We start from the raw sequence: 11,404 nt of genomic DNA on the forward strand, positions 1-11,404 counted from the left end.
CGCTCAGCGCTGCTCGGTCCAGGGATCGAGCAGCCGCAGGCCGAGGCGGTCGAAATCGCGGATGTTGCGTGTGACGAGCGTCAGGTCGCGCGTCCGGCTCGTTGCTGCGATCAGCCCGTCCATCGGTTCGAGGTTCGCGCCGTTCCGACGCGACCACGCCATCAGGTCTCCCCACGCCAACGCAATGTCGTGTGCGACTTCGATGATGCGGCCGTCGAAGCGCTGCGGCAGGGCGATCCCGAGCCACGTTTCCAGCGCGTCGCGCCGTTTACCGAGTGGTAAGAGCGCGACGCCGCAGCGTATCTCCGCGATGGTGATCACGCTGATGAAGAACTCACTCTGGGGCTTCGTCCGAATGAATTGGGCTACGTTCGGCGATAAGTCCGGTTTGGCGAGTTCAGACACCACATTGGTGTCGAGCAGAAAGCTCAAAGGTCGACCTTTCGAAAGTCGCCCTTGAAGCGTTCAAGCTCGATCCCGCTGTCGTACAGGGGTGAATTCTGAAAGAACTCGACGAGCGTGTCCTTCGGCGCCGTCTTCTTCTCCCACTCCTCCACCGACACCAGCACCGCTGCCGGCTTGCCGTTTCGGGTCACCGTCTGCGGACCTTCGGATTTTGCCTTGTCGATGAGCTCGGAGAAGCGCGCTTTGGCGTTGGCCACGCTCCATGTCTCTTTAGGGCTTGCGGTCATGCTGGCCTCCGCAAAAAATGACTATCATGACCATATAGGTCATTCAGGTGCCTAGGCAAGCTGCCGCTGCCCTATCGTCACTTTCCCGTGCTGCCTTAAGGCTTCCTTGACCATGTGCGAGGAATGCTCGCTTTGGTGCGTATTCTCGCGCCCCGGGACCGGCTCATGCAGTGCGTTCGCCTTCGCCATTCCTTCGCCGCCACCATCGCCTTCGCGGCGATGCTGACGGCTTCGCGTGCCGAGGAGCCGGGCTATGGCCCGAAGACCTATGACCGCACGCTCGAGGCGCTGATCACGCATGAGGACATCGCCAACCGCGGCGGCTGGCCGAAGGTGCCGGGTGCCGTCACCGCGCTGAAGCCGGACTCGCAGGGGCCGGTGGTCGCACAGCTCAAGCAGCGGCTGATGCTCAGCGGCGACCTGCCGCCGGATGCGCTGCCCGGCGACGTCTACGACGCCACGGTGGTCGCGGCGGTGAAGCGCTTCCAGACCCGTCACGGCCTGTCCGATCTCGGCACCGTCGGCCGCCTCACCCTGAAGGCGCTGAACGTGCCCGTCGAGGTCCGGCTCAACCAGCTCACGGCGACGCTGGAACGCCTGAAGGGCAACGGCTTCAACTTCACCGAGCGCTATGTCGTGGTGAACATTCCCGGCGCCAGCGTCGAGGCGGTCGAGAACGGCACGGTCCAGCGCCGCCATCTCGCCATCGTCGGCCGCCCGGACAGGCCCTCGCCGGTGCTGCAGGCCAGCATCACCTCGGTCAACCTCAATCCGTACTGGACGGTGCCGATGTCGATCGTGAAGGCCGACATCATCCCGCATATGCGCAAGGACCCAGGCTTCATCGCCAAGTCGAACATGAAGCTGCTCGGCGCCGAGAACCGCGAGATCGATCCGGCAAGCGTCAACTGGGCCAGCCTGACCAACCCGTATTTCTACGTCCGGCAGGATCCGGGCCCGACGAACTCGCTCGGCCAGCTCAAGATCGACATGCCGAACGGCGAGGCGGTCTACATGCACGACACGCCGAAGAAGACGCTGTTCCGCAACGATGTCCGCTTCAACTCCTCCGGCTGCGCCCGGATCGAGGGCGTGCGCGATCTCGCCGCCTGGCTGCTCGAAGGCACGGAGTGGAACCTGCCGGCGATCGAGGCCGAGATCGCCAGCGGCGAGCGCAAGAACATCGCGCTGAAGAAATCCGTGCCCGTCGCCTGGGTCTACATGACCGGCTGGCAGGATGCCGGCGGGCTAGTGCAGTTTCGCGACGACATCTACGCGCTCGATACGCCGCAGGGCATCGTCACCTCGACGATCCAGCCGCGCAAGCCGCGCCCGAAGCCGGCGGCTCCGAGCGCAGCGGCTGCTCCGGCCGCCCCGCCGCGCGCTACCACGGCCCCGCTGCCGCTCCCGCGCCCTGTCGCGATCACGGCTGTCGCGGTTCAGTAGTACCTGCCGGGAGAGGCGCGCGCCGGCATAGCCTAGAGTCTGTTGTTTTCACGCGGAACCACCGCCGTCATCCTGGGCGAGCGAAGCTCGGCCCGGGACCCATCGTAAAGCTCCGGAACTCTTACGATGGATCCGGACTACGCCGCTTCGCGGCTTGTCCAGGATGACGGCGGTGGTTCCGAGGCCGAGCAAATGGAAACGCCGCGGGCCGGAGGGTCCGCGGCGCTCTGAATTTCTTCTGCTCACCCCGCAATTGCGAGGGCGAGAAAGCCGGCTCAGTTGAGCTTGGCCTTGACGTCCTTGAGGCCGGCGGCGACGAACTCGGCGCCCGCCTTGCCGGCGACCTGGCCGCGCAGGATCAGCTCGGCGGCCTGGCTGGCCGCCTCGGCCGCGGCGGCGCGGACCTCGGCGGTCGCCTGGTTTTCGGCCTGGGCGATCTTCTCCTCGGCCGATCTGGTCCGCCGGGTCACGAACTCGGCGAGCTTCTCCTCGGCGTCCGTGGCGAGGCGCTGGGCCTCCTCCTTGGCGTTGGCGACGATGGTCTCGGCCTCGGCCTCGGCGGCCTTGCGCTTGGCCTCGTACTCGGCGAGCAGCAGCTCGGCCTCGTGCCGCAAGCGGCGCGCCTCGGCGAGCTCGCGCGCGACCAGTTCGCCGCGCGCGTCGAGCGCCCCGGTGATGCCCTTCGCCGCGCCCATCTTGATGGCGAGCACGATGAAGACGACGGTCCCGACCAGGACCCAGAAGGTCGGATTAGCCAGTAGATTCGCCATGGCCCTCAGCCCTTCATCGCGGTCTTGACCGCCTTGGCGGCGTCGGCGGGCGCCGGCGCGATGCCGGTGAGCCGGTCGACGATGGCGGCGGCGGCCTCGGCGGCGATCGCGCCGACATTGCTCATCGCGCCGGTCTTCATCGTCACGATCTGGGCCTCGGCCTCGGCGAGCTTGGCAGCCAGGTCGGCTTCGACCTTCTTGCGGCGCAAGGCGCTGTCGGCGCTGACCTTCTCGCGCGTTTCCTGGGCGATCGCCTGGGACTTGGCGCGCGCCTCGGCCAGCGACTTCTCATAGGCCTGCCCGGCCTCTTCCGCCTTGGCCTTCATCGCGGCCGCGTCGTCGAGATCGTTGCCGATCTTGTTGGCGCGATCCTCGAGGATGCCGCTGAGGCGAGGTGCGATCACCTTGGCGGTCAGCCAGTAGAGGAAGCCGAAGGTGATCGCCAGCCAGAGCAGCTGCGAGGCGAAGGTTTCGCCCTGGAACGGCGGGAAGCCACCGCCATGGGCGGCGTCGGCGCCGCCGGGGGCGGTCGTTCCTGTGGTCGTGGCTGGCGTTGCCATCACTGAACCTCATCCGACCGCGCGGACATTGCTGACCCGCACGGCGATTCCGGGAAGGGAGGCTAGATCACCTCGCATCCGAACGGTATCGTCCGAATGCGAAAGCGGTGATCGTCGACATAGGCTTCGGAGCCTGGCTTACCTGAAAAGCCGCTTCCGGCTCTTCACGTCATGCTCCAGGGCCCACCGACGAAAACCGCTTCCGGCTTTCGTCTGCGGCGGGCCCGCCTGCGATCCTGATCAGACCGCGAACAGCAGCAGAAGCGCGATCAGCAGCGAGAAGATGCCGAGCGCTTCGGTCAGCGCGAAGCCGAGCAGCAGCGTGCCGCGCTGGCCTTCGGCCGCCGACGGGTTGCGCAGGGCGCCCGCGAGGAACTGGCCGAACAGGTTGCCGAGGCCGATGCCGGCGCCGGCCATGCCGAGACAAGCGAGACCAGCGCCGATGTACTTGGCTGCGACGGGATCCATGGAAAACTCCTTAGCGGGATGGTTGTGTCAGTGGAGGGGTGAACTTGCTACCGGCTCTGGAACTCAGTGGCCGGGATGGAGCGCGTCGTGCAGGTAGATGCAGGTCAGCACGGCGAAGACATAGGCCTGCAGCGCCGCCACCAGGAATTCGAGCGCGATCAGCGCGACGGTGAGCAGGAGCGGCAGCGGCGACAGGATCGCCCAGCCGCCGGCGAACAGCAGCGTCGCGACGAAGCCGGCGAAGATCTTGAGCGCGATGTGCCCGGCCAGCATGTTGGCGAACAGACGCACGGAAAGGCTGATCGGCCGCGAGACGAAGGAGATCACCTCGATCGGCACCAGGATGATCAGCATCAGCGGGTGCACGCCCTTCGGCACGAACAGGCCGAAGAAATGGGCGCCATGCCTGGCGATGCCGTAGATGATGACCGTGAGGATGACGACGGCGGCGAGCGCGGCGGTCACCACCAGGTGGCTGGTGACGGTGAACGAGCCGGGGATCATGCCGATCAGGTTGCAGACCAGCACGAACATGAAGAGCGAGAAGACCAGCGGCAGGAACTTCATGCCGTCATGGCCGGCCGAGTCCCTCACCGTATTGGCGACGAACTCGTATCCCATTTCCGCCAGCGACTGCAGGCGGCCCGGAACGAGCGAGCGGTTGCGCGTGCCATAGACGAAGAGCAGGGCGATCACCGCCACGGCGAAGACCATGTACAGGGCGGAATTGGTGAAAGCGATTTCGCTTCCGCCGATCTTGCCGAGCGACACGATCGGTTTGATCTCGAATTGTTCGATCGGACCAGCCATCTCTCGCCTTGTTCCCGCCATAAGGCGGCCCCTTTCGGAGCCGCGGCTCAGTTCTGCGCGCCCGACTTATCGTCAGTGCGCGATTTCATCAAGCCCGCTGCGCGCACGACATTCATCACGCCCGCACCGAACCCCAGCATCAGCAGCACGATCATTCCCCAGGGGGCGGTGCCGAGCCACTTGTCGAACGCCCAGCCTGCTCCGCCGCCGACGATGATGCCGGCGATGAACTCGGTCGAAAGCCGCATGGCCTGACCGATTCCGCTGGCATCGCCCCGGCCGCTTTCGCGACGGACCGCATCCTCCTGGCGATCGCTCGCGCGCCGGAGCCCGGCGTCGAGCGACTTCAGCCGGCTGTCCAGGTTCGCATCCGCTTTCGCGGGCTCGTTCCTGGCCGGGCCGGTCCCGCCCTTGCCATCTTCGCTCGTCATCGAATGAAGACCGCCATCACGCGACCCCTCCGCTCTCGGTTCAGATGAGCTGAACATAGCCCGGATTGTCGCTGATTTGCGCCTGCCGAAAGCGACGATCCCGAACTCGGTCCGTCATGGCGGGCACCCATCGGGGTTGCCGATCGTCCCGTGCGAGGAAAAGCTCCGCCGCCCAGGAAAACCGCGCGCACCATATTGGCGGGTCCGGAGAGTGTCAAGGCAAGCGGGGCGGTATTCAAGCTCTTGAAAAATATAAGAATTCAAGATTCGGGGGAGAGCCTTCCGCAGATTCTTGTGCGCTGCGGCAAAGCGCCTTCAGACGGCTTCGCGGATGCGCTCGGCGGTGTCGAGGTCGACCGAGACCATCTGGCTGACGCCGCGCTCGGCCATGGTGACGCCGAACAATCGGTCCATCCGCGCCATGGTGATCGGGTTGTGGGTGATCAGGACGAAGCGCGTCGCGGTGTTGCGCGCCATCTCGTCGAGCAGGTCGCAATAGCGCTCGACATTGGCGTCGTCGAGCGGCGCGTCGACCTCGTCGAGCACGCAGATCGGCGAGGGGTTGGTCAGGAACACGGCGAAGATCAGCGCGGTTGCGGTCAGCGCCTGCTCGCCGCCGGAAAGCAGCGTCATCACCTGCGGCTTCTTGCCCGGCGGCCGCGCGATGATCTCGAGCCCGGCTTCGAGCGGATCCTCCGAATCGACCAGCGAGAGCTCGGCCATGCCGCCGCCGAACAGCACGCCGAAGAGATGCTGGAAATGGCCGTTGACGATCTCGAATGCGGCAAGAAGCCGCTCCCTGCCTTCGCGGTTCAGCGCGCCGATGGCCTGGCGCAGGCGGCGAATCGCCTCGGTCAGGTCGTCGCGCTCGGCGGCGAGGCCGGAGCGCTTGCCCTGCACCTCGACGAGTTCGTCCTCGGCCCGCAGGTTGACGGCGCCGAGCCGCTCGCGCTCGGCCTTGAGGCCGGACAGCCGGCGCTCGATGCCCTCCGCCTCGGGCAGCGCGTCGCCGGCCCCGATGCCCGCCAGCGTCCGCAGGCCGGCGATGTCGGTCTCGAGCCCCTCGGTGATCTGCCGCAAGATGTCGGCGAGCCGCTGCCGGGCCGCCTCCAGCCTGGCCTCGGCGCTGGCGCGGCCTTCGCGCGCGCCGGCGAGGCCCTCGAGCGCCGCGCGCGCCTGCCGGTCGGCCTCGGCCAGCGCCGTCTCGCCGCCTGCGAGCTTGTCGCCGGCGGCGCGCCGCGCGCCTTCCGCGGCCTCGATCTCGGCGACGAGACGCCGGCGTTCGACCAGGAAGGTGTCGGGCGCCTCGATCAGCGCCTGGCGCTCGGCCGCTGCCGCCTCGATCCGGCGCCGCGTCTCCGTTGCCGTCTGCTCGCTGGCGCCGGCCCGCTCGCGCCAGGCACCGATGTCCTGCGCGATCGCCTCGCGCCGGCGGTCCCGCAATTCGGTTTCGCGGCCTTGCGTCTGCACCAGCGCCCGCGCCTGGGAGGCGGCGGCGCGGCGCTCGCCGAGTTCGGCGCGGGCCGCCAGCAGGGCGCCTTCCAGTTCCGGCGCCGGCGCCAGCGCGGCAAGATCCTGTGCCGCGGCGCCGGCCTGGGCGCCGGCATCGCCGATGTTCTGGCCGAGCCGGCCGATGGCTTCCGTCAGCGCCGAGCGGCGCGATGCCGCCTCGCCGGCCTTGCGCTCGGCCACGGCAAGGCGCTCGCGCGCCTGGTCGAGGCCGCGCCGCGCCTCGCGCACCGCTTCGAGCGCCCGTGCTTCGGCCTGGCCGGCCGTTCTGGCGCGTTCGGTCGCGGCATCGAGCCCGGCGCGGGCGCTCTCCGCCGCTTCGCGCGCGGCCTGGGCCTCGATTTCGAGGTCGCCGAGCCGGTTCTTCTCGCTGAGCCGGCGTGCCGCCGGGGAGGGGGCTTCGGCGGCGCTGGTCAGCCCGTCCCAGCGCCAGACGTCGCCCTCGCGCGAGACCAGCCGCTGGCCGGGTTGCAGCTGCGGCCGCAAGCGGGCGCCATCGCTGCGGGCGACGACGCCGATCTGGCGCAGCCGGCGCAGCAGGGCGGCAGGGCCGCGCACATGCCGGCCCAGCGCCGCGGCGCCTTCGGGCAAGGCGGGGTCGGCGTCGCCGGGGCCGGTGTCATGCCAATGCGCCGGCGCGGCGAGGTCGGGCGAGGCGTCGAGATCGTCGCCCAGCGCCGCCGCGAGAGCCGCCTCATAGCCCTTGGCCACGGTGATGGCGTCGAGGATCGCCGGCCATTTGCCGCCGGTGGCCGGGGCTAGCAGCTTCTGCAGGGTGCGGATTTCGGTGTCGAGCCGCTGCGCCGTGCGGTCGGCCTCGGCCAGCGGTGCGCGCAGCCGGGCTTCCTCCTCCCGGGAGTTCGCCAATGCCGTTCGTGCCGTGGCCGCAGCCGTGTCGGCGCCCTGCATCGCGGCTTCCCTGGCCGCGACGTCGCCGCGGAGGCCGTCGAGCGTTGCCGCCGTGCCGTCGGCATCGAGGGCGGCCTGGTCGCGCAGCAGCCTGTCGCGCTCCGCGGCGTGGCGGCCCTCGCGTTCCTTCGCCTCGCGGATCGCCCGCTCCAGGGCGCCGCGCCGCGCCGTCAGCTCCGACAGGCGCTGCTGGACCGCCGCATGCTCGGCCTCGGCGGCGCCGAGCCGCTTCTCGGCCGCAGCCAGCTCGGTCGCGGCCGACTGCCCGGTGGCGATGGCGGCTTCGGCCTCGCGCCGCAGGCCCTCATCCTCGTCGGTCAGCCGGGCGAGCGACTGGCTCGCATCCTTGCCGAGGCTCTCCTGCCGCGAGAGATCGCCCTGCAGTTCGGCGAGGCGCCTGTCGAGTTCCTCGCTGCGCTGCCGCGCCCGCCGGTTCTCGGCTTCGAGTTCGTCGAGGCCGCGCTTCAGCCGGACCAGCGCGGCTGCAGCTGTGACCTCGCTCTCGCGCAGCTCGGGAAGGGCATGGGCCGCGATCGCCTGCAGGCGCGCCGCTTCCGCCTGGACGCCGGTGCGGTCGGCGACCTCGCGCACCGCGGCCTCGAGCGCGCGCTCGGCGACGGCGTCCTGCGCCCGCGCCTCGCCATGCGCGATCAGCGCCAGCACGGCTTCCGCCCGGCGGATATCGGCGGCGAGGCTGCGATAGCGCGAGGCCTGCCGCGCCTGCCTTTGCAGCGCATCGACCTGGCCGTCGATCGCGGCGAGCACGTCTTCCAGCCGGTTGAGATTGTCCTCGGCGCCCTTGAGCCGCAGCTCCGCCTCATGGCGGCGGCTGTGCAGCCCGGCGATGCCGGCCGCATCCTCGAGGATGCGCCTTCGCGATTGCGGCTTGGCGGCGATGATCTCGCTGATCTGGCCCTGACGCACCAGCGCCGGCGAGCGCGCCCCGGTCGCGGCATCGGCGAAGAGCAGCTGCACGTCGCGAGCCCGCACTTCCTTGCCGTTGACGCGGTAGGTCGAGCCTTCCTCGCGCTCGATTCGGCGCGTCACCTCCAGCACTTCGGCATCGTTGAAGGCGGCCGGGGCCTTGCGGTCGCTGTTGTCGAGGGTGAGCGCGACCTCCGCCATGTTCCGCGCCGGCCGCTCCGAGGAGCCGGCGAAGATGACGTCGTCCATGCCCGAGCCGCGCATGTTCTTGAACGAGCTCTCGCCCATCACCCAGCGCAGGGCTTCGACGAGGTTCGACTTGCCGCAGCCATTGGGCCCGACGATGCCGGTCAGCCCCGGCTCGATCAGGAATTCGGTCGGCTCGACGAAGGTCTTGAAGCCGGCGAGCTTGAGGCGCGTCAGATGCATCGGCGCGCCTCGAGCACGGCCGCGGGGTCAGCTTCCGAGCAGCGGCTCGATGATCTTGTCGAACTCGGCGAGGCTGAGTGCACCGGAACGCTTCTGGCCGTTGATGAAGAAGGTCGGGGTCGAGTCGACGCCGGCCTTGGCGCCGCCGTCCTTAACCTGATTGACGGCCTCGTAGATGTCCTGCCGTTTCAGGCAGGCCTCGAAAGAATCCTGTGTGAAACCGGCCTGCTTGACCATGGTCGAGAGCGAATCGACCGGCTTGTCGGTGAAGGCCCAGTTGCGCTGCTGGGCGAAGAGCAGGTCGGTCAGCGGGTAGTATTTGTCGTTGCCGTTGCAGCGCGCCAGCATGAAGCCGGCGGTGGCCAGCGGATCGAGCGGGAATTCGCGCAGCACGAAGCGCACCTTGCCGGTGTCGATGTACTTGGCCTTCAGCGCCGGCCAGGTGTCGCGGTGGAAGGTGGCGCAGTGCCCGCAGGTCAGCGAGGCATATTCGATGATGGTGACCTTGGCATCGGGCTTGCCGAGCCAGACATCGCCGAGCGGGCCCGAGACGCCGAGATCCTGCGCCTGCGCGCTGCGGCCGGCGAGGATAGGGGAGAGGGCCAAGGCGGCGGTGCCGAGCATCACTTGGCGGCGGCTGGTCATGACGAATTCCTTGATGGCGATGACAGGTTGCGGACCATAATGGCCACGAAGATTGTGGCAAGACAGGTTCGAAAGGCGCCGGCCCCGCTCACGAAGCCGTGTCGTCGCTTGCGGCCTTGCGTCGCTGCGCCACCGCCCGCCCGAGCCGGGCGAGCGCCTCGCGCAGGCCGGAATCCTCGACGCGCGCCACCTGCGCCGCGATGCGGGCGAGGGCCGCAGGATCGGGCGGCGGCAGGGCCTGCGCCCGGGCCGGCGCCGACACCGGCCCCTGCTTGAGCACCAGCTTGCCGACCGCGCGCCAGCCGAGATGGGTGTTGACCCGCTCCAGCACGATCGGCCCGAGCTGCTGCATCTCCAGCGCGAAGGCGCCTTCGACGCGCACCACCAGCGTCGCCGGGTCCGCCGTTTCGCCGGGTGCGTTGCGCCGTCGCGGCCAGTCGATCTTGAGCGGGCGCGTCCGCTCCGCCAGGCGCTCGCCGACGATCTCCGGCCAGAAGGTGACGACCGAACGTCCGGCGAAGCCCTGCGCCGCCAAGGCGGGCGCGAGCAGGTCGTCGATCAGTTCGGCGAGGGGTTTTGCGGCCATGGGCCATTTTGCGCTTCCGTTGCCGGCGCGGCAAGGCGGCCTGAGCTGTGCGGCATTTCGCCGGCCGGTTCCTTCGGACCCGGCGCAAGGGGACGCTTGCAGTCGGAAGACGGCACGCTAAACCGGGCCGATGAGCCTCGCAATTCGACAGCCTCCGGCGAAGGCCGCCGATCTCCTCGCCTGGTACGACCGCCATCGCCGCGTGTTGCCCTGGCGCGCCTTGCCGGGCGAGCGGGCCGATCCCTATCGCGTCTGGGTTTCCGAGATCATGCTGCAGCAGACCAGCGTGACGGCGGTGAAGCCCTATTTCCAGGCCTTCATGGCCCGGTTCCCGACGGTCGGGGCGCTCGCCGCCGCGCCTTCCGAGAGCGTGATGCAGGCCTGGGCCGGGCTCGGCTATTATTCGCGCGCCCGCAATCTGCATGCCTGCGCCAGGGCCGTCGCGACCGGCCATGCCGGCAGCTTCCCGGATACTGAAGAAGGGCTGCGCGAGCTGCCCGGCATCGGCGCCTATACCGCCGGCGCGGTGGCCGCGATCGCCTTCGACCGGCCAGCCGCGGCCGTCGACGGCAATGTCGAGCGGGTGATGACGCGCCTCTTCGCCATCGCGGAGGCGTTGCCCGGCGCCAAGCCCTTGGTGCGCGAGCGCGTCCTGGCCCTGATGCCGGCACGTCCCGGCGATTTCGCGCAGGCCTTGATGGATCTCGGCGCGACCATCTGCACGCCGCGCTCGCCGGCCTGCGGCCTCTGTCCCTGGCGCGAGCCCTGCCGGGCGCGGATCGCAGGCACGCAGGAAACCTATCCGCGCAAGGCGGCGAAGAAGACCGGTGCGACCCGCTTCGGCGCGGCCTTCGTCGCGATGCGCGAGGATGGCGCGGTGCTGGTCCGCACGCGCCCGGCCAAGGGGCTGCTCGGCGGCATGGTCGAGGTGCCGGGCGGCGAATGGCGCGCCGATTACCGGCTGGACGAGGCGCTTGCCGACGCGCCGCTCCCGGCGCAATGGCACCGGCTGATCTTCCCGGTGCGCCACATCTTCACGCATTTCCCGCTGGAGCTGACGGTGTTCACCGCTCCGGTGCCGCTGGAGACCCTGGCGCCGGAAGGCATGCGCTTCACGCCCTTCGCCCGGCTGAAGCAGGAGGCGTTCCCGAGCGTCTTCCTCAAGGCGCTGGAAGCCGGGCTGGAGGCGCTGCGGCCGGGTTAAAACCCGTTCCGGCACCTCAAG

At 69.3% G+C, this 11,404-nt stretch carries 12 protein-coding genes; 2 read left to right on the forward strand and 10 right to left on the reverse strand.

The genetic code is table 11. From position 1 onward, the window contains the following. Positions 1 to 3 precede the first annotated feature (3 nt). Both V6M56_RS19565 and V6M56_RS19570 read right to left on the reverse strand, forming a co-directional pair. Entirely contained in the window at positions 4 to 432 is a 429-nt protein-coding gene (locus tag V6M56_RS19565) for a type II toxin-antitoxin system VapC family toxin (RefSeq protein WP_332686119.1), read from the reverse strand. Continuing rightward, positions 429 to 692 carry a type II toxin-antitoxin system Phd/YefM family antitoxin gene (locus tag V6M56_RS19570; RefSeq protein ID WP_332686121.1) on the reverse strand — a complete coding sequence of 88 codons (264 nt, stop codon included), beginning with the start codon at positions 690 to 692 and terminating at the stop codon, positions 429 to 431. The genes V6M56_RS19565 and V6M56_RS19570 overlap by 4 nt, the downstream gene beginning before the upstream one ends. 165 nt (positions 693 to 857) lie before the next feature. Between V6M56_RS19570 and V6M56_RS19575 the strand changes: the two genes are divergently transcribed. Next, positions 858 to 2,138: a L,D-transpeptidase family protein gene (locus V6M56_RS19575; protein ID WP_332686123.1), complete on the forward strand. Its 1,281-nt coding sequence runs from the start codon at positions 858 to 860 to the stop codon at positions 2,136 to 2,138. A gap of 275 nt (positions 2,139 to 2,413) precedes the next feature. Here the strand turns inward: V6M56_RS19575 and V6M56_RS19580 are convergent, their stop codons facing one another. The 8 genes from V6M56_RS19580 to V6M56_RS19615 form a co-directional block, all read right to left on the reverse strand. Further along, positions 2,414 to 2,896 carry a F0F1 ATP synthase subunit B family protein gene (locus tag V6M56_RS19580; protein ID WP_442881196.1) on the reverse strand — a complete coding sequence of 161 codons (483 nt, stop codon included), beginning with the start codon at positions 2,894 to 2,896 and terminating at the stop codon, positions 2,414 to 2,416. Between the two features lie 17 nt (positions 2,897 to 2,913). After that, entirely contained in the window at positions 2,914 to 3,468 is a 555-nt protein-coding gene (locus V6M56_RS19585; RefSeq protein WP_332686127.1) for a F0F1 ATP synthase subunit B, read from the reverse strand. 240 nt (positions 3,469 to 3,708) lie between these two features. Further along, positions 3,709 to 3,936: a F0F1 ATP synthase subunit C gene (locus tag V6M56_RS19590; protein WP_332686129.1), complete on the reverse strand. Its 228-nt coding sequence runs from the start codon at positions 3,934 to 3,936 to the stop codon at positions 3,709 to 3,711. Between the two features lie 63 nt (positions 3,937 to 3,999). Further along, positions 4,000 to 4,746, reverse strand: a complete 747-nt coding sequence (locus V6M56_RS19595; RefSeq protein ID WP_332686131.1) for a F0F1 ATP synthase subunit A — start codon at positions 4,744 to 4,746, stop codon at positions 4,000 to 4,002. 47 nt (positions 4,747 to 4,793) lie between these two features. Further along, the gene (locus V6M56_RS19600; protein WP_332686133.1) at positions 4,794 to 5,177 is read right to left on the reverse strand and encodes an AtpZ/AtpI family protein; all 384 of its coding nucleotides are present in this window, start codon (positions 5,175 to 5,177) and stop codon (positions 4,794 to 4,796) included. 315 nt (positions 5,178 to 5,492) lie between these two features. Continuing rightward, positions 5,493 to 8,948, reverse strand: a complete 3,456-nt coding sequence (locus V6M56_RS19605; protein WP_332686135.1) for a chromosome segregation SMC family protein — start codon at positions 8,946 to 8,948, stop codon at positions 5,493 to 5,495. 27 nt (positions 8,949 to 8,975) lie between these two features. Next, positions 8,976 to 9,593 carry a DsbA family protein gene (locus V6M56_RS19610; RefSeq protein WP_332686137.1) on the reverse strand — a complete coding sequence of 206 codons (618 nt, stop codon included), beginning with the start codon at positions 9,591 to 9,593 and terminating at the stop codon, positions 8,976 to 8,978. Between the two features lie 88 nt (positions 9,594 to 9,681). After that, positions 9,682 to 10,179, reverse strand: a complete 498-nt coding sequence (locus V6M56_RS19615) for a DUF721 domain-containing protein (protein ID WP_332686139.1) — start codon at positions 10,177 to 10,179, stop codon at positions 9,682 to 9,684. Between the two features lie 130 nt (positions 10,180 to 10,309). On the opposite strand from V6M56_RS19615, the gene mutY reads away from it, so the two are divergent. Next, on the forward strand, positions 10,310 to 11,383 hold the full coding sequence (gene mutY / locus V6M56_RS19620; RefSeq protein WP_332686141.1) for an A/G-specific adenine glycosylase: 1,074 nt from the start codon (positions 10,310 to 10,312) through the stop codon (positions 11,381 to 11,383). Positions 11,384 to 11,404 lie beyond the last annotated feature (21 nt).

The sequence above is a fragment of the Allobosea sp. genome, assembly GCF_036675845.1.
Classification (GTDB): domain Bacteria; phylum Pseudomonadota; class Alphaproteobacteria; order Rhizobiales; family Beijerinckiaceae; genus Allobosea.

Bases quoted from the DNA above. Each gene is read 5' to 3' on its own strand.
- V6M56_RS19570 (WP_332686121.1), bottom strand. From the start codon at position 692: ATGACCGCAAGCCCTAAAGAGACATGGAGCGTGGCCAACGCCAAAGCG.
- V6M56_RS19575 (WP_332686123.1), top strand. From the start codon at position 858: ATGCAGTGCGTTCGCCTTCGCCATTCCTTCGCCGCCACCATCGCCTTC.
- V6M56_RS19585 (WP_332686127.1), bottom strand. From the start codon at position 3,468: ATGGCAACGCCAGCCACGACCACAGGAACGACCGCCCCCGGCGGCGCC.
- V6M56_RS19590 (WP_332686129.1), bottom strand. From the start codon at position 3,936: ATGGATCCCGTCGCAGCCAAGTACATCGGCGCTGGTCTCGCTTGTCTC.
- V6M56_RS19595 (WP_332686131.1), bottom strand. From the start codon at position 4,746: ATGGCTGGTCCGATCGAACAATTCGAGATCAAACCGATCGTGTCGCTC.
- V6M56_RS19600 (WP_332686133.1), bottom strand. From the start codon at position 5,177: ATGACGAGCGAAGATGGCAAGGGCGGGACCGGCCCGGCCAGGAACGAG.
- V6M56_RS19605 (WP_332686135.1), bottom strand. From the start codon at position 8,948: ATGCATCTGACGCGCCTCAAGCTCGCCGGCTTCAAGACCTTCGTCGAG.
- V6M56_RS19610 (WP_332686137.1), bottom strand. From the start codon at position 9,593: ATGACCAGCCGCCGCCAAGTGATGCTCGGCACCGCCGCCTTGGCCCTC.
- V6M56_RS19615 (WP_332686139.1), bottom strand. From the start codon at position 10,179: ATGGCCGCAAAACCCCTCGCCGAACTGATCGACGACCTGCTCGCGCCC.
- mutY (WP_332686141.1), top strand. From the start codon at position 10,310: ATGAGCCTCGCAATTCGACAGCCTCCGGCGAAGGCCGCCGATCTCCTC.